The organism is Scytonema hankhaensis NUACC26, from assembly GCF_045865695.1.
Lineage (GTDB): Bacteria > Cyanobacteriota > Cyanobacteriia > Cyanobacteriales > Nostocaceae > Scytonema.
Map to the genome: position 1 here is coordinate 13,078 of NZ_BAACAP010000246.1, position 16,572 is coordinate 29,649.

16 protein-coding genes and 1 pseudogene are annotated in these 16,572 nt (G+C 41.7%); 6 read left to right on the forward strand and 11 right to left on the reverse strand.

What is annotated here, in order from left to right:
- Positions 1-24 precede the first annotated feature (24 nt).
- From ACKTT2_RS43590 to ACKTT2_RS43625, 8 genes and pseudogenes are all read right to left on the reverse strand, one after another.
- Complete coding sequence (locus tag ACKTT2_RS43590; RefSeq protein ID WP_407898385.1) at positions 25-372, reverse strand: hypothetical protein; 348 nt, start codon at positions 370-372, stop codon at positions 25-27.
- Between the two features lie 77 nt (positions 373-449).
- Complete coding sequence (locus ACKTT2_RS43595; protein WP_407898387.1) at positions 450-941, reverse strand: phage tail protein; 492 nt, start codon at positions 939-941, stop codon at positions 450-452.
- Positions 942-1,098: 157 nt separating this feature from the next.
- On the reverse strand, positions 1,099-1,563 hold the full coding sequence (locus ACKTT2_RS43600) for a phage tail protein (RefSeq protein ID WP_407898389.1): 465 nt from the start codon (positions 1,561-1,563) through the stop codon (positions 1,099-1,101).
- Between the two features lie 148 nt (positions 1,564-1,711).
- Positions 1,712-3,379, reverse strand: coding sequence for a phage tail sheath family protein (locus ACKTT2_RS43605; protein WP_407898391.1), 1,668 nt, complete (start codon positions 3,377-3,379; stop codon positions 1,712-1,714).
- 75 nt (positions 3,380-3,454) lie between these two features.
- Entirely contained in the window at positions 3,455-4,297 is an 843-nt protein-coding gene (locus ACKTT2_RS43610; RefSeq protein ID WP_407898393.1) for a Pvc16 family protein, read from the reverse strand.
- Positions 4,298-4,603: 306 nt separating this feature from the next.
- A complete protein-coding gene (locus ACKTT2_RS43615) occupies positions 4,604-4,831 on the reverse strand; it encodes a hypothetical protein (protein ID WP_407898395.1) in 228 nt (75 codons plus the stop codon).
- Between the two features lie 277 nt (positions 4,832-5,108).
- A pseudogene (locus ACKTT2_RS43620) lies at positions 5,109-5,891 on the reverse strand (transposase family protein); the annotation flags it as partial.
- A gap of 136 nt (positions 5,892-6,027) precedes the next feature.
- Complete coding sequence (locus tag ACKTT2_RS43625) at positions 6,028-6,192, reverse strand: hypothetical protein (RefSeq protein WP_407898399.1); 165 nt, start codon at positions 6,190-6,192, stop codon at positions 6,028-6,030.
- A gap of 737 nt (positions 6,193-6,929) precedes the next feature.
- On the opposite strand from ACKTT2_RS43625, the gene ACKTT2_RS43630 reads away from it, so the two are divergent.
- From ACKTT2_RS43630 to ACKTT2_RS43640, 3 genes are all read left to right on the forward strand, one after another.
- Complete coding sequence (locus ACKTT2_RS43630; RefSeq protein WP_407898401.1) at positions 6,930-8,273, forward strand: AAA family ATPase; 1,344 nt, start codon at positions 6,930-6,932, stop codon at positions 8,271-8,273.
- Positions 8,274-8,284: 11 nt separating this feature from the next.
- The gene (locus ACKTT2_RS43635) at positions 8,285-8,968 is read left to right on the forward strand and encodes a Rho termination factor N-terminal domain-containing protein (RefSeq protein WP_407898403.1); all 684 of its coding nucleotides are present in this window, start codon (positions 8,285-8,287) and stop codon (positions 8,966-8,968) included.
- A gap of 202 nt (positions 8,969-9,170) precedes the next feature.
- Positions 9,171-9,596, forward strand: coding sequence for a hypothetical protein (locus tag ACKTT2_RS43640; RefSeq protein WP_407898405.1), 426 nt, complete (start codon positions 9,171-9,173; stop codon positions 9,594-9,596).
- Between the two features lie 382 nt (positions 9,597-9,978).
- Here ACKTT2_RS43640 and ACKTT2_RS43645 read toward each other — a convergent pair whose 3' ends face one another.
- Positions 9,979-11,382: an FAD-dependent oxidoreductase gene (locus tag ACKTT2_RS43645; protein WP_407898407.1), complete on the reverse strand. Its 1,404-nt coding sequence runs from the start codon at positions 11,380-11,382 to the stop codon at positions 9,979-9,981.
- A gap of 443 nt (positions 11,383-11,825) precedes the next feature.
- Here ACKTT2_RS43645 and ACKTT2_RS43650 point away from each other — a divergent pair, with 443 nt between their 5' ends.
- From ACKTT2_RS43650 to ACKTT2_RS43660, 3 genes are read left to right on the forward strand one after another with little or no spacing between them, the layout of a single operon-like run.
- Entirely contained in the window at positions 11,826-13,391 is a 1,566-nt protein-coding gene (locus ACKTT2_RS43650) for an efflux RND transporter periplasmic adaptor subunit (RefSeq protein ID WP_407898409.1), read from the forward strand.
- Between the two features lie 11 nt (positions 13,392-13,402).
- Positions 13,403-14,665, forward strand: coding sequence for an ABC transporter permease (locus tag ACKTT2_RS43655; RefSeq protein WP_407898411.1), 1,263 nt, complete (start codon positions 13,403-13,405; stop codon positions 14,663-14,665).
- Between the two features lie 3 nt (positions 14,666-14,668).
- Positions 14,669-15,367: an ABC transporter ATP-binding protein gene (locus ACKTT2_RS43660; protein ID WP_407898413.1), complete on the forward strand. Its 699-nt coding sequence runs from the start codon at positions 14,669-14,671 to the stop codon at positions 15,365-15,367.
- Positions 15,368-15,588: 221 nt separating this feature from the next.
- Here the strand turns inward: ACKTT2_RS43660 and ACKTT2_RS43665 are convergent, their stop codons facing one another.
- Together ACKTT2_RS43665 and ACKTT2_RS43670 are read right to left on the reverse strand one after the other, a co-directional pair.
- Entirely contained in the window at positions 15,589-15,963 is a 375-nt protein-coding gene (locus ACKTT2_RS43665) for an aspartyl protease (protein WP_407898415.1), read from the reverse strand.
- The gene (locus ACKTT2_RS43670) at positions 15,948-16,265 is read right to left on the reverse strand and encodes a hypothetical protein (RefSeq protein ID WP_407898417.1); all 318 of its coding nucleotides are present in this window, start codon (positions 16,263-16,265) and stop codon (positions 15,948-15,950) included. The genes ACKTT2_RS43665 and ACKTT2_RS43670 overlap by 16 nt, the downstream gene beginning before the upstream one ends.
- Between the last annotated feature and the right edge of the window lie 307 nt (positions 16,266-16,572).

The following is a 16,572-nucleotide window of genomic DNA, read 5'->3' on the forward strand; positions in this document are numbered from 1 at the left end:
GTAGGGAATAAAAAACTAGGCTGTTTATGCGTTAATAAGTTGTTCTGTAACGTGAGATGTATCTTCAGAAGATGAAACTTCATTCCCAAAACCATTGATACAACGGTAAAAATCTTGAAGATAATTCATGTCTTGAGCATAAAAGTTTTCTACAACCATAGGACTAAGTTCAGATAAAGCTCCTAAGCAAGTAATGACACGGGACAAAATGATAATTGTGGCATAGGCTGGATTAGATTTGACGCGAGGATCGCGCAAAGGTGCAATTTCATCTATAGCTGTTGCTAGTCGCATAACTCCTTTACGGTGGATGTTACCATCAGGATCTACATAACCTTTGGGTAGTGTAAATTCAAACTCTTTTTGAAACATAAACTTAATAGATTCCTTTTTGCATGAGTAAATTGCGAAAGTTAATGAGTATTGGTAGTTTTCAGGTTTAAGAGGTTCTAATTTGATGCCACGCGCTTAAAGTTCTCGAAAGCAATTTCTAGTTCTTCAATTGCCATGTCTGCCTTACTAGCATGGAAGTCAGTAATTTTGTAATTGGTTACCCAACCTCTAGAAAATTGCAGTCTTGTTTGTACTTTATTGGTTGAGTCTTGGATAGTTAAAGAAAAATCTCTACGTTTCTTAGCCCAATTGCCTTGCTGAACATCTTCAAACCATTTCCAAAGTGTCATGGAGTGGGTGAGACATCTACGGAGATTTATATTCCCCATCTTAACATTACCGGGAATTTTAGTTCTCACAGGAAGACCTTGTTGTGCTGAACCCCACTTTCGAGGAGTCACTTCGCAAATTTCAATTAAGTCTTGTGAGTATGTAAATCCCGAACACTCCAGAAAAATAGCATCAATATTTTCTTGAGAACCATCTAGTGATAATTCTACATAGAAGCGATTCGTTAGAAGATTTTCTGGTAATACGCCTATAGCCATTGTTAATACTTAAAGAATCGTCATTAGTCATTAGTCATTCGTCATTTGTAAGGGTTTTAATGCATTATCCGAAAGTTTTGGTAGGGGCGCAAGGCATTGTGCCCTAATATCTTTTTTACCAGATGTTTATTGCGCCCTGACATCTTTTCTGAAAAGATTAACCGATTCCTTCATGCATTAATCGTATATGCTCAACGACTACACTGTTTGCACCAGCAGATAAATCACCTTCTAGACCGTGATGTATGGGATAACAATTAGTAATAGTAAATTGCATTTTAGGCTGCCCTTGAGTATCTGTTAAAAATACAAGACCCTGACCCTTGTTTTTGGATACTTGTGAAACTCCTCCATTTTGAGGGTTGCATTTTGTAAACCAATCTTTCAAGCTGGTATCACCATCTGCAATAACTTTGACTTCAACAGGTTCTGGGTTATTTTGTAAACCTGGTAGAGAATGACGGTTTACGCCTTTATTGTTTCTACCAGTAATTTGGTCTCCAGCAGCTTCTACTGTTCTCGATAGATTGTTAATTGTATAAATCATTTTACTATTAGGAACATAGGGATCTATAGTTAGATACCAAGTATTCCCACGTAAAGGTTCAGCTTGACCAGCCATATTTCCACTCCTTTTGAAGATAATAAATTACAAACAGTTCGCGAACAATGTCAAAAATATGGGAATTTTAGCGTTTTATACCAATTGGAAAACAGATTCCTAGATGAAATCTCAATCCAAAATCCAAAATCTAAAATCCAAAATGGTATTAGCTTTCATTTTCTGCTTCGTAACCATTCCATTGGCTGATTCGGAAAACAACAAACTCAGCAGGTCTTACAGGACAAACGCCTATCTCAATATATAAACGTCCTAAAAGTCTAGTTTCTGGAGGGTTTAGTTCCTCATCACACTTGACATAGAAGGCTTGTTGTGGTGTAGCTCCAAATAAAGCGCCTTCACGCCATATACGCTCTAAAAAGTTACTAACATTGCGTGTAACACGCGCCCATAGGTCAAAATCATTGGGTTCAAAAACTACCCATTGCGTACCTAATTCCAGTGACTTTTCAATATAACTTATGAGTCTCCGCACGCTAATATAACGCCACTCGGTCTTGTCTGGCTCAACTAAAGTCCGTGCGCCCCAAATGCGGATTCCTCGATTAGGAAAGTTGCGAATACAGTTGATGCCAAGAGGGTTCAAAAGCTCTTGCTCGCGGAAATTAGTGTCATAGCTCAGACCGATGACGCCTCTAGGAACTTCATTTGCAGGTGCTTTATAAACTCCTCTAGCTTCATCAACACGACCCCACACGCCCATTATATGACCAGATGGAGGTATAAGAATTGGTCTACCAGCATTGCGAGGGTTAGGCACTTTTACCCAAGGATAATAAAGTGCGCCAAACATGGAACGGCGGTTAAAATTGTGTAGCCAATCCACGACTTCTTGAGGTTTGACACGATCTGGTGGTGGATCGAATACGACCATGCGATTGGGTGGGTTGGGAATATCACCACTAGCAGAACCTTCACACATACTGAGCATCAACTCCATGATGCCGTGAACTTGGTCTAAGTTCATGAGTCCTGCTTCATAGACTCGCATGAGATCGGGGCATGAAATCATGGTGATTTCATCAATTTCAAACAGCCCGCGTACTCCCGTGCGATCGTCGCGTACTCCCTCGACATCTCGCATAAAGCGATCGGGCGAAGATGGCATAATGGGAGGAGCAAGTTCGTACTGACCGTTCACTGGTCTTCGTGCTAATGGTCGTCCTGTCGAAGTCGCTTCTACTACAGTGACATACATGGAATTGCGTAATGCCGTGACCGCATAAGTTCCAACTTGAGGAGGAACTTCAGAGTTCATAGTTAAGTTCTCATATTGTTCGAGAATTTCTTCACCTCGACGGATTTGAAGTATGAAATACTCCCCTGTATTTGGAGGTGCTTCCCCCTCAACACCTTCCGGGAGAGTACGAGGCGAACTATCACTAATTAAAATGTTAATTAATCCTCCGGCTGCTTGCTCGGAACGCAAGCTGAGAGTGAGGGATAAACGGTTTCCTCGACCATTGATTTGCACAATAGCTGGTTCTGGCGTTGTTAATTTAGCTGCATTGGGTAATTGAGTTCCAATACTTGCTATCCAACAGCGACCACCACCATTTAGAAAAAAGCCGTAAACTGCAAAAGGTAAGTAAGCGTTGAAGTCAGTGAAACCATCAGAGTTAGGACGAGCAAAATAGTTCAGATATTGTGTCCAATTGGTTATAAGCGTGGGCTTAAAGACTTCAGCGCCGTTTCGCACATCCTCTGTAAAGCCAACAAACCCAGCAACCGCAGTGCTAACACCTTCAATCGGTCTGGCACCCCGGTCAACTTCTTCAATGTAAACACCAGGTGCAAAGTAATCCAGTCTTGCCATGAAAATTTCTCCGTATCAAATCAGTTGTAAGGGCGCTTTTGCGTTGCGCCTGTAACGCTGTATGTGTCTGTTCTCTTAAACGGGGGTAAGGAACACTTCTTTAAACGTGAAAGTATTGCCATCTACTAAGATGTTGCAATCTTGAGGTAAGTAACCGGAGCAATTAAGTCTGACAACATAGTTGCCCAATCGCAAATTCTCAAAAAAGAACAATCCTTCTTGATTGCTTGTTGCTGACTTTTCTGTTCCTATCAAAGTCACTTTGGTTTCTGCAAGTGGTAAGTTTGTCACTGCACTTTTGACGGCGCATGCTATCGAAACCCGCTTATGGAGCACACGACTGCTACCATTTTTTTCCACTTCTGCGCTCAGACCAACAATTCGTTGCCAAATTAAAGGTACTGAAGTTTTATCAGGCTCAAAGGGTACTGCGATCGTTAAATATAACGCTGGACGCAAAGGGGCATTTAAAGCACTCCATAAAGAACCTGCTTCAATAAATGGGGTTGCTGCAACTTGTATGAATAAATTGCCAAAACCTCGTAGTTCTGGAGCTAAAAATTCTTCTCGGAGCGAACGGTGACGTAGTAGCAAGGTCAACGCTTCGTTTAAAAGATGATATTCTCCTAAAGCTGTCCGATTCCAAGCTGTTAGGATTAGCGATACATCAAACCAAATCGGTAAAGAACTTACATTAGCGGCTGATAAACCTCCTTCTGATATTCTGCGGTCTATCTGCCTTCCTGTTGATTGTACTTGTATGCTCTCTCTAATATCGTACAGGTAAAGATTTAGAAAAGGGCTTGCGCTGTCATCCCGTCTAGTACCAGGAATATTAAAGTCAATTTGCTCCATACTGGTGAGAGAGGTTCCCCCAACCAGAATTTCTGCTAAAGTTTGGAGAAGAGCGATAAGCATAGCGGAAGCAGATAATCTGTATATTTTTAGATTAAAATCAAAACCATATAAACGTGAATAGACTTTTGGCGAAATTCAATTGAAGATCGTTTAAATATTGCACCAATTTATTATTTAGCTTAACTGGTACTTTAACTAGGTTATCTTGCCTGGTCAAATCTGACATTTTCATAAAATATAATGAATATGTCATTCGGTTAAATAGATATTTCCAGAAAAGATGTAAGGGCACAAGGTCCAAATGCTATCCGTTACACAAGTGACAAGCTGTTTTCTAATCCAGCATCTAACGGCATGCAAACCATACTACAGTTTCAAGATGCCGACGGAATTCACTACTTGTAACCGTTCAGGGAGTGTGATGTTGGTTAGGTTAGCAGTCGAAACTAAGGCTGATTCGACTTGTTGAGTTGTGGTAATACGAGTGTCGCGGTAGGCACTTGGGGCAAACTCCATGAACCAACTATTATAAAGGTCTACAGACTGGGCAATATCTTGCTTCCACAAGTGTGGTTTATCGGCATTGATTGGCACTGGTTTCCTCTTTTTTTACAATAACATGGCTTGGTGCATCTAATGGTTGGGGGAGTACAACTTTACCTTTCGGTGTCTGAAGTTGCGAACTTCTGGTTTTGGCTAAGGAGTGATAAGCTGGGTACAGCTTGCGCCGAAGCGAACGCCAGGACTTTGGTTATACTACCTGAACGTGGACAATCCGTTGAGTTTCCTGGTAGGATTCAGATGTATTGTAATTCCCTTTAAAAGGCTTGCCTTTAGCTTAGTTTTTTTACCACAATCGATGATTCTACGATTGGTTATGTAAGTCCCAAACTTGCTGATGGATAGCAACTGGTCTAGCACGGCTTTGTTCTGCTAATTGTAGTGCCTGCTGTTCACGGGTTGGTCGTGGTACTCGCACAACTACAGTACCGTCGGTTTGAGTTACTGATGAAAGACTGTATGCTTCATCGACGGCTTTGAGAGCGGGGTGAGCTTTTAACCATTCTGCTAAAGTTTCAGCCTTTGCATCTTTGAGTAGAGCAATTGGTCGGCGGCGTTCTAGATCAATTAGTGCTGTACCGTAGGTTTTACCTGAACGAAAACAGAAGTCATCTACCCCAAGAGTTGGCGGTGTTACAACTGGTGGGAGTGGGATTGAGCGTACTAATTTTAATAGCGTGTTGCGACAAGCTGTTACCCCCAATTGCTTTGAGAGTCTTACCCCAGCTGCACCGCCCAATGCTAAACCTATATCGGTTAATCGTTGAGCCAAGCGCAAAGTTCGTCGTGCCCATGGTGCAGTGACTGACGCCAGTCTTTCTGTAAAAATGCGCCGTTTACACTCAGTATTGATGCAGAAAAACTTCCGCACTCTAAGTTGTCAGATAATTTTGTAATCAGCCCACGGTAGGTCTGTTAATGTCCGTTCATAGCGACTATGAATTCGGTGAGTTGGTTTGTGACAAACTGGACATTTAACAAGCGTTTGTATTGAGGACAAAATCAATTTGATGCTAGCAAGCGCTTCGTCAAGATGCCAAGAGTCTAATTTAAGAAAAGTTTTATCAGGTAATAGGTGGTACAGCAATTCCATACCAAAAGTTTGATGTCAGAAGTTTGAAGTTAGTAATCCGATTATATACCTTCCGACTTCAAACTTTTTCCTCCTTCTGCCCTCTGCCCTCTGCCCTCTGCCTTAAAGCGGGTAACCTTCAATACATCACCAAAATCTACCAAGAGCCTAATTCTGGTTTGACTTTATTAAAAATAGGTAGAGCCCTGTGATATAAAGCTTCTCTTTCAGCTTGACGTTGCGCTTTTTGTTCTGAAGTCCATTGTATTTCAGGAAATATTCTTCCTCTGCGGACAGTGCGGGTTGGCTTTGTTCCGGTCATAGTGTTTTTACGATCCGAAGTGCAATATCTATATATTAGAGCTTATAACTGTACGTTCGCTCCTGCTTGCCAGGGAAAGAGGAATTAATTCCTCCTCGACTCTAAAAATCGGCGAGCGTACAGCCATTAGTCCGCGCAGGCGGACTTTGTTTGTATAGCTGCGAATTTTATTCGCTAGGTATTTTGACAAAATTGGGATGCTCTCCCATCAAAGTCATTAATTGTTACATGATGATTTGCGTACATAACGCTTGCTGTACTGAGCGAACGGTAAAGTTGCTGATTCAATAAGCCTGATGTTGCCACAAATTGTAAAGCTTTGAAAAAGATTCTTTTTACTCTGACCCTTAATTCAAGCTTCAGTTAGGTTTCAGTATATTCCGAGAGATGACGTTATTCAACTTTCACGGTTAGCATATTGCTTGATAGATCGCTTACTACCTTATATTATGAAGTGTCTCCAACATTGAGTTCTTCTATGACTGTGTGACAGATTAGATTGTGTCTCCTGAGCTAAGATTCATGCGGAATCGAGATAATTGATTTTGAAGCTATTTCATAGAACGACACAAATAAAAAAGGCAATGATGAACATAAGGTGTATCGTTCCTACGATCGCCAAGGCAAGCAGTCATTTTTATACCTATTCTGATTAGAAAACTGTCAAACAAAACAGGTTTTCATGGCAAACGATTCCGTTTATAAAACATTATAAATTATCCAGACAAAGTAGATTAATGGAAGACTGCAATTTCGTGCAAATACTGCAAAGCATTCCGGACAATGCCCAAGAATCAATCATAAGTAATGTTATCCCAGAATTTTTAAAAAACCTAGGATATAGTATAACCGAAACAGTTCCTCATTTCGCAACTGGAAGTGGTAACAGTAACGTTGATTATGCTATTAGAAAAAACACGAGTCATGATGTTTTTATCCGTACCAAGTCAAATCCTAACTTGCTTTTGGAGATAAAGGGTAGAGACATTAACTTGAGCGAAAATTCTACCCACTATAACTCAGCAGTTCACCAACTGAAGCGCTATTTACTCGCTCCAAATTGTCAGTCTGCTCAATGGGGGATTATTACTAATTTAAAGCACATTCAATTGTTTAGAAAGCATGGCAAAGCAATCCACCCAGCACTTCCTTGCATGGAAATGAGACTGGACAATGCTATGGAGGTGATAGAAGCGATAAAAAGCAAGATTGCTAATCCACAAAAAGCATTAACTGTAGCAATCTATAATAATAAGGGTGGAGTTGGGAAGACAACGACTACAGTAAATTTAGCAGCTACTTTATCACTGTTCGGTAAACGGTCATTAATTGTTGACTTTGACCCCAACCAACAGGATCTGACGAACTCGCTCGGACTAAAACCCAGTCAAGATGCGTTATATAGTTGGTTAGAGAATAAGAGCAATCAAATTCCTCAGGGGTTGAGAACTACACGTAAATTTACAACTAAGTCTAACAAGGTATTCCAATTTGATGTCATTACTAGCGATGAAAAGTTGACAGAGTTGGGTGAAGACAAGCTGCGCCAAGTTCTAAAATTTAGTAGATTGCGACAAGCACTAGAACCACTAAAATTAGATTATGACTATATTTTGATTGACTCCCCTCCTAACTGGAGATTTTTCAGTCAAAGTGCAGTGTATGCGGCAGATGTGGTTTTGATTCCTACCAAGCATAACAATATTTTTTCATTGGAGAATGCGGCAATTTTTATCAATCGTTTTCTTCCAGAAGTTAAACAGTTAAGAAATGATGGAGGACCGATGGCGCTTCCTATTTTCTTTAATGGAGAACAGATAACTGATGCTCAAAAACTGACTGCTGAAAAAGCGATAGATGATATTTTAAATCAAGCCAAGAAAGATAAGAATAGTTCATGCGATCTCACACCCTACTTCTACCCCAGATTCACTCCCGCAACAAAAAATTTCCATATTTTTAATGTACCCAGTTTCGCACACATTGCCAACGCTGCGTTCGCTCGCGTTCCTGCAGTTTATAAAAATCGGACAGCTTACGAATATTATGTAGCACTAGCTAAGGAATACTTTTTACAGTAACGGAGTCAAAAATGAGTTTAAGTGATGTTGGAAATTTAATGTGTCTTCCCATAGATGAGATTGAACCAGGGGAAGGTACGGATGCACCGGAGTTTTTAGTTCAAGCAGTCGCAAAAACACTCAATAGATGTGGTTCTCGCAACTGGATACCAGCGATTGTCACAGAAGTTGGAGAAGATCGCTATAAAGTCATTGGTAACTCGTTTATTTTTGCAGTTGCAGAGTCAGCGGGATTAGAGAAGGTGTGGTGTATTATTGCTGACAAGAGCGAACAAACATCCGAACTTACTAAAGTTCTTGCGAGAGAATCAGTCCCTAAAGTTAATCTCTCAACAGCAACTAGAGATGAGATTCAATCAGCATTGCAGTACTTGATAGAAAAACCAGCAAGTGAATTAAAAGGCATAAAACTTTTAGTAGCGACCAATCGGATTGATGAAGCACCGCGTCAGTACTGGAAAACTTTGGAGCCGATTACAAATCTAAAATGCGGTATAACAAAAGGGAAAAAGTTAAATTCTTTAAAAGAAGTTTTTTACTTAACCCCTCAACCAATGCCGCAGGTCATTACAGATGTAGGGATGTTGAATACCTTGACAGTGACACAACTCAAAGACATGGCGAAAAAGCGGGGGATCTCCGGTTATGCTAAAAAGAAAAAGCCAGAACTGGTTGAGGTTTTATCAAAAGGCTGATAGTATTATCTACCTAAGCGTGTTGGATTACAGAAATTCCAAAGTCTAGCCCGTTTAAAAACCTTGCTGATTTGATATCAGTAAGAGCAGCCCTTGACGAGCCAAACCATGAATGGGAGTTTTGAATGTAAATTAAGTAAGTTTTTGCTTCTTTTTAAAATATGCGAAGGTGTATGTCCTTAAGAGTTTTATGTGAAGTTTTGTGAAGAGCGCCGAGTGTACTTTTGTGCGATACGATTTGGCTGTTCATGTTTATGATGGGAGTATTTTTTGGGATCGCCTGAGTAAAGACGGGGAAATGTTGGATGAGTATACAACTTATGGAGATGAGAACTGGAGACCAGGAAAAGTTTATAATAAACTTCCTACTCGCCCTCAAATTAAAGGAGGAAATCCAAATAAGTTGTGTATTGCTTTTGGCAAAGAAATAATGCTTGACCAAATAGAAATCATTCTTCGCAAACCCGATCGACTCAGTGATGAAACTTCGTTGGTTAACTTACCGCGCAATGAAGCTTTACTTAGAGTTGAAAGCTATTCGTTACCCATAATTCGACATGAAGCGTTAGCAAGATATCTAGGAATGTGTCCTGGTGAGTGTTGTAGGCATAAACTATCTTGCAATTGATACTGGAGAATTTCCAGAATGGGAAGATTTTTGTTATTGGGAAGGCGATGATGTCCCTACACTTGAAGAAGTTGAACCACTGCTTATAAAAACAAGTTCAAATTTCTAAGTGCCAAACATATAGTAATCCTATATGATTTAAAAAAATCTCAGGACTGTAGGTAGTTGCTCTGTCAAACAGAAGTATCATTTGGTGGGCACTGCCCACCCTACGTGCATTTCAAAAATCAAATAGGAGTCCTATACAGAAGTATCATGTGGTGGGAACTGCCCACCCTACGTGCATTTCAAAAATCAAATAGGAGTCCTATACAGAAGTATCATGTGGTGGGCACTGCCCACCCTACGTGCATTTCAAAAATCAAATAGAAAGCAATTACTTCTAGGAGTGACTGCGCCTGTTCATCTCCTGTCTCAAAACTTGCGCCAAAATACTCGGTTGGAACAATGCAGTTGGTGGCTTGAGCAAATGCAACACTTCTATAAGAACTTTGTACACTTTTGCACTCTGAGTCGCACTTAACATGACTCGATCGAGATACCAATGCATGAATCGGAACGTGAGGCTTGGTTGACCTCCCTCAGTTGTAGGCCAGCGAAAATCATCGCCAGTTGCTACTAACCACGGTACTGTGTTTACCTTGCTAAGTTGTTTTTGAAAACGCATTTGCAGACCTATGAGATTTCCATTAGAGGTCTGTAGGTTTTGTTGCTTTAAGCACCGATCTAGAGTTAAAGCACCAAGTGCTGCTGCGGTCATGCCCTGACCGTAAACGGGATTAAAGGCGCAGACAGCATCACCCACTATCAAGAAGTTTTCTGGTAACCGTGACATTCCTTCGTAATGACGTAGGCGGTTTTCGGTACGCTGGTAACCATAGATGGGAGAGATCGGTTGGGCATCTTGAATGGCTTCATAAATCTCCGAGCTTCGCAAACTTCGGGCAAAGTCGAAAAAACCAGCTTCATCCGTGGGGGGATAGTCTTTTCCTACACCAATGAGACTAACTATCCAGCGATTGCCTTCAACTTGATAAAGCACACCTCCCCTTGTATGGTTTGGAGCGGAAGGTATGATGTACAACACCTTATAATTAAAGGGTTCTCCAGTTAGGGACTGATACCAGCGAGTCGAATAGCCCAAAAAAGAGTTAATCGCGGTCTCAGTTGGCAGATCGTACCCCAAATTTTGCAACCACTTAGGCGCTTTAGAATTGCGTCCACTAGCATCTACAACTAACTGAGCCGATAACTCTGTTTCTGCACCGTTGCCATTTCTTAAGCGGACGCCTGTTACTGCTGTTTTGCTAGAATCACTTAATAAGCTTGTTACAACAGTTGCTTCTAAAAATTCCACATGACTGTTAGAAGTTAAGCGCTTTCTGATAAGAAGTTCGAGTAAATTTCGGGAGCAACTACGGGTAGTTATCTCAGAGAGAAAGTTAGGTGTCCAACCACCGGGCAATAACCATCGGTAATCTGCCGTCCAATCTATGGTGGGAGCTTCGTAAAAAGCCAGTTCATCTTTAAATCCCGGAAAGAGTTGCTCTAAAATCTGTAGCCCCTGAGTTAGGAGGACATGGAGTTGGTAAGATTGAGGAACGCCAGGGCGAGGCACTGGTTCAGAGGGAAAGCGATCGCGCTCAACAACGGTCACCCGGTCAAAGTGGTCTGCCAGCACCCGCGCTACTAACAATCCAGCAATACTGCCACCAATAACAATGACGTGCCTACAGCTTACAGCCTCCTGTTGAACAGTGTTGGTAGCTATTTCGGAGTGCAACATTTAACTTTTCCTTATCAAACACGCTACTAGTTAAGAACTTATCAGAAAAATATTGTCAGCAACAGCGCAATGTTATTTTCACCGCAGTCAGCCCTAATCCTGCTTGTGGATGGGGTGCGATGGAATTGGGACTGTCGTAGGGCAAACGCATTAAAATCTTCAATCATAACAAGAATGATGAGGTATATAACTTTCAAATGCTGATACTTCTACTAAAAAATAAGCTTTTTGATTAACGAAACTTGTGGTCTCTAAAAGTTTTAAAAAGTCTCTATAACGACAAACAGAACGTTCACAACTATTCATTACTTCATCTATTGTTCCATTTTAGATTGATTACTCTTTAGCTCAAATTACAAAATTGTAATTTAAAAAGTAGGCAAGCTGTAATTTTGGGGTGGCTCAATCATAAATGTAAACAACAATTTTAAGGAGGATCGATCGTGTCAACTCAAACCCATTCGCCTCATTTAGCCCCGTGGTATGAATTCATTCCCAAACAGCTAAAAACCCGTTGGTCGATCGGATTGTTGTTAGCGGTTGGAATAGCGGGGGGTGGATTTAGCATCTATCGCGCAATCTCACCTTCTCAAAGTGCAAATAGTCAAATGCTGACTACGACGGTGCAACAAAAGAGTTTGCCAATTACGATCGCTGCCAATGGCACGATTAAACCGGAACGCACGATTAACTTAAGTCCGAAGACTTCAGGCTATCTCAAACAGTTGCTTGTTAAAGAAGGCGATCGCGTGCGGGAGGGGCAGATCGTTGCTTATATGGATAACTCGAACCTTCAGGGACAACTGATTCAAGCTCGCGCTCAGTTAGCACAACAACAAGCCAATTTGAATAAGCTGTTAAACGGCAATCGATCTGAAGATATCGCTCAAGCGCAAGCCCAACTGAGTGAAGCACAAGCTAAACTACAACAATTAGAAGCAGGTAACCGAGCGGAAGATATTGCCCAAGCACAAGCGCAACTGAGTAAAGCTCAGGCAGACTTACGACTTGCAGAAGACGATTTACAACGCAATCAAAGTTTATTAAATGAAGGTGCAATTTCTCAGCAGACAGTTGTACAGAAACGATCGGCACGGGATGCAGCTCAAGCGGCGGTCAATCAAGCTCAAGCAGCGTTAACACTCCAGCGTAAAGGGACTCGTTTAGAAGAAATTACTCAAGCGCGAGCTCAAGTTGAACAACGCCAACAAGCTCTAAAGTTGCTCAAAGCTGGGGCGCGTCCCGAAGACATTGATGCTGCTCGCACTCAAGTCGAATCTGCCCGTGGTGCTTTAAAAACTATTCAAACGCAGTTGGATGACACAATCATCAAAGCCCCCTTTTCAGGGATAGTCACGAAAAAATATGCCGATCCGGGTTCATTCGTCACCCCAACTACAACAAGCAGTAGTGTAGAAGGTTCTGCTTCCAGCTCGATTTTGACTCTTGCTTTTACTTACCAGGTTGTGGCCTATGTGGATGAAGCGAACATCGCACAATTGAAAGTCGGTCAGCCTGTCACGATCGCCGCAGATTCTTATCCGGAGCGTACTTTTAACGGAACCGTGAGTCAAGTTGCAGCACAAGCAACAACGACTTCAAATGTAACGAGCTTTGAGGTGAAGGTTGCTCTAGACTCTGCTGCACAAGAACTGCTCAAAGTTGGAACCAATACAGAAGTTCAATTTAAGGTTGGTCAACTAAACAACGCGCTTCTAGTTCCGTCAGCAGCGATCGTCCGTCGGCAAAACGCTACAGGTGTCTATGTCTTGGGTCAAGACCAAAAGTCTGTATTTAAATTGGTTCAGATCGGAACCACTATTGATGAACAAACCCAAGTGAAATCAGGACTGAGCAAAGACGATCGAGTATTAATTAGCTTTCCAGAAGGAATGGAGCCAAAAGCACAAGTTAGAGGCCCGTTAGGAAATTTAACAGGTGGTAGAAATCGCAACAACAATAGCAATAATTCATCAGCTAATAATGCTGCTCCACCGACCGCATCATAGGAGATTGAATCATGAAAAAGCTAACGAAAAAAGCAGTTCAAAAAATTGCATTTGGTGAAGTATTCGGGATTGCAAATGAAGCACTTTGGAGTAACAAACTCCGAACTGGATTGACCATGCTGGGCGTTGTGATTGGAATTGCATCCGTCACTTCTATTACATCGATTGGGCAAGGAATTCAGAAGAACATTGGACAACAAATTCAATCTTTAGGAACCGACGTATTACAGGTGATGTCAGGCTCCGCCCGCAATGGTAATGTTGTCCAGGGTACAGGTTCAACCAGTACATTGACCTGGGAAGATGCCAAAGCGATCGCTAAAGGCGCACCTTCTGCTAAAGTTGTCTCTGCTACATTGCAGCAATCCGCGCAGGTAGTTTATGGCAGCACCAACACCAACACGACGGTTTACGGGACTGATATGAATTATCCCGAAGCCCGCAATACTCATCCTCAAAGCGGACGTTATTTTACCCAACAAGAATTGGATCGAGCCGCACAGGTTGCGGTGCTTGGTACAACAGTGCAACGAAAACTATTTGGCAATAATAGCCCAATAAATGCAAAAATTCGAGTAAAAGGCCAGATCTATCGCGTTATCGGCGTGCTGGAGTCCAAGGGTAGCCAGGGGCCGATGGATCGGGATGATACGATTTTGATTCCCCTAACAACGATGTCCTCGCGCATTGTCGGCAACAACTCAATTCGGGGCGTTTCAGTGAATACGATTTGGATTAAAGGTGGAAATCAGAACGCACTCACAGCTGCACAATTTCAGGTAACAAATATTTTACGGTTGCGACACAACATCTACAATCCAGACAATGATGATTTTCGGATTACGAATCAAGCCGACTTGATTAGCACGTTTTCTAATGTCGTTGGAGTTTTAACAATTTTAGTCGTGGCGATCGCCAGCATTTCTCTGATTGTTGGTGGCATTGGTATTGCCAACATCATGCTCGTGTCTGTAGTAGAACGCACCCGTGAAATTGGCATCCGTAAAGCTCTGGGGGCAAGTAATTCTGCCGTTTTGACACAGTTCATGATTGAAGCCGTTTCGATTTCCACCATTGGCGGTGTCATTGGTGCTGGTAGCGGTGTGTCCATCGCCTTTGTGAGTTCCTTAGCGTTTAGCTTCCCGTTTGTTGTCTCTAGTTGGTCAATTATTCTTGGATTTGCCTTATCTACGGGCGTTGGATTAGTGGCAGGCGTAATCCCGGCACGCAACGCAGCTCAGTTAGACCCGATCGCAGCATTACGGAGCGACTAAACTATGACAGCAATGATTTTGATGGAGAACATCACAAAAAACTACCAACTTGGGGAGACACCCGTTCCTATCCTTAAAGGCATTGACTTGTCCATCGAAGAAGGTGAATATGTCGCCATCATGGGTGCGTCTGGTTCAGGAAAATCTACTCTGATGAATATTATGGGTTGTCTTGACCGCGCCAATGGTGGACGCTATGTGTTTGAAGGCGAGGATTTAACGACCTTTAATGATGACGAACTCGCTTACGTTCGCAATCAACGCATTGGATTTGTCTTTCAGCAGTTTAATTTACTACCGCGTGCCACTGCACTTGAGAATGTGATGCTGCCTATGGTCTATGCAAACGTGCCCAAATCTGAGCGTAGAGAACGGGCAACCCAGGCACTTATTCAAGTTGGTTTAGCCGAGCGGCTCCAGAACCGTCCTAACCAATTATCAGGTGGGCAACAACAACGGGTGGCGATCGCCCGTGCTCTAGTTAATCATCCCGCCCTATTGTTAGCCGATGAACCGACTGGCGCATTAGATACAAAGACCTCGCAAGATGTGATGAATTTACTCACCCAACTGAATCAGCAGGGAATTACGATCGTGATTGTCACTCACGAGCCCGATATTGCTGCACAAACAAAACGAATCATTCGGGTTCAGGATGGCTATATTATCAATGCCTCAGAACACTTGGTTTCTGTCGTTTGAAGAAATGGATCGCAGTTCAAGGATAAAGTCCTAAGTGGACTAGCGCTACACCTACCTGAGCCACTGCTACAGCAAAACCTCGACGCCAAAATTAGTATTCAATATGACAATTAATGTACTTATTATTTCAGTAGTTTATTGAGGTGAAAACAGCGTCCTGGTTTTGTTATGGGTATAAACTATCTTGCAATTGATACTGGAGAATTTCCAGAACCTTAAGATTAACCTAGAGTTAATATACGCGATGGCATATTTACTAATAGTTGCTTAGTTTGTAGCCACTGACGTCCTAGTAAAACTTCTTTTAAGTCTTTACCAACATGCACAGGAATGTCATATTCTTGACCGTCAAGTTTTATTTTTCCCAGATAAATATCAAATACTGAATCACCTTGCGCTGTTCTCATATTTTTCTGGTCAATATACGTCCAACCAAACCCGTCTATGTCTTGGTCGTTTATCGCCAACCACCCAGAAAATCCAGTGTCGAACATAGAATCTATTATTACCCCAATATCATCCGACGCAATTAATTCTATTTCAAAGAATAAAGCATCCTCAACACCAAAAGTACCGTGTATCATATCGTTCCGCAAACAGGAGTCTCGTTAATGCGGAAAGTATGGAACTTACAGTTAGGATATTTCTCATGCGCTTTTAAGGCACCTTGAATTTCATCTCGGTCGAGAAAATATTCGCCGCTGTTGGGTTCAATGGTTATATACCAGTTGTAATGAGATTGCATTAATTCTGGTTTGACTTTATTAAAAATAGGTAGAGCCTGCTGATATAAAGCTTCTCGTTCAGCTTGACGTTGCGCTTTTTGTTCTGGAGTCCATTGTATTTCAGGAAATATTCTTCCTCTGCGGACAGTGCGGGTTGGCTTTGTTCCAGTCATGGTGTTTTCACGCTTCGAGGTGCAATATCTATATATTAGAGCTTATAACTGTATGTTCACTTATTTTACCAGGGAAAGAGGAATTAATTCCTCCTCGACTCTAAAAATCGGCGATCGCGTGCGTAATTCTTTGGCATTTTTACTAAAAACTCGGACGTTTTTTGCACTATTGTTTGAATGATTACCATTGTAATAATACTTTTTTAAAGGAAATATGTTATGAATATTTTGTTTAAAAAAGATAAAAATACATTAAAAAAGTCAAGCCAACCTCAAAGACAAAAAGTACGTGCATTAATTTTGGACA

Bases quoted from the DNA above. Each gene is read 5' to 3' on its own strand.
- ACKTT2_RS43590 (WP_407898385.1), bottom strand. From the start codon at position 372: ATGTTTCAAAAAGAGTTTGAATTTACACTACCCAAAGGTTATGTAGAT.
- ACKTT2_RS43595 (WP_407898387.1), bottom strand. From the start codon at position 941: ATGGCTATAGGCGTATTACCAGAAAATCTTCTAACGAATCGCTTCTAT.
- ACKTT2_RS43600 (WP_407898389.1), bottom strand. From the start codon at position 1,563: ATGGCTGGTCAAGCTGAACCTTTACGTGGGAATACTTGGTATCTAACT.
- ACKTT2_RS43605 (WP_407898391.1), bottom strand. From the start codon at position 3,379: ATGGCAAGACTGGATTACTTTGCACCTGGTGTTTACATTGAAGAAGTT.
- ACKTT2_RS43610 (WP_407898393.1), bottom strand. From the start codon at position 4,297: ATGCTTATCGCTCTTCTCCAAACTTTAGCAGAAATTCTGGTTGGGGGA.
- ACKTT2_RS43625 (WP_407898399.1), bottom strand. From the start codon at position 6,192: ATGACCGGAACAAAGCCAACCCGCACTGTCCGCAGAGGAAGAATATTT.
- ACKTT2_RS43630 (WP_407898401.1), top strand. From the start codon at position 6,930: ATGGAAGACTGCAATTTCGTGCAAATACTGCAAAGCATTCCGGACAAT.
- ACKTT2_RS43635 (WP_407898403.1), top strand. From the start codon at position 8,285: ATGAGTTTAAGTGATGTTGGAAATTTAATGTGTCTTCCCATAGATGAG.
- ACKTT2_RS43645 (WP_407898407.1), bottom strand. From the start codon at position 11,382: ATGTTGCACTCCGAAATAGCTACCAACACTGTTCAACAGGAGGCTGTA.
- ACKTT2_RS43655 (WP_407898411.1), top strand. From the start codon at position 13,403: ATGAAAAAGCTAACGAAAAAAGCAGTTCAAAAAATTGCATTTGGTGAA.
- ACKTT2_RS43660 (WP_407898413.1), top strand. From the start codon at position 14,669: ATGACAGCAATGATTTTGATGGAGAACATCACAAAAAACTACCAACTT.
- ACKTT2_RS43670 (WP_407898417.1), bottom strand. From the start codon at position 16,265: ATGACTGGAACAAAGCCAACCCGCACTGTCCGCAGAGGAAGAATATTT.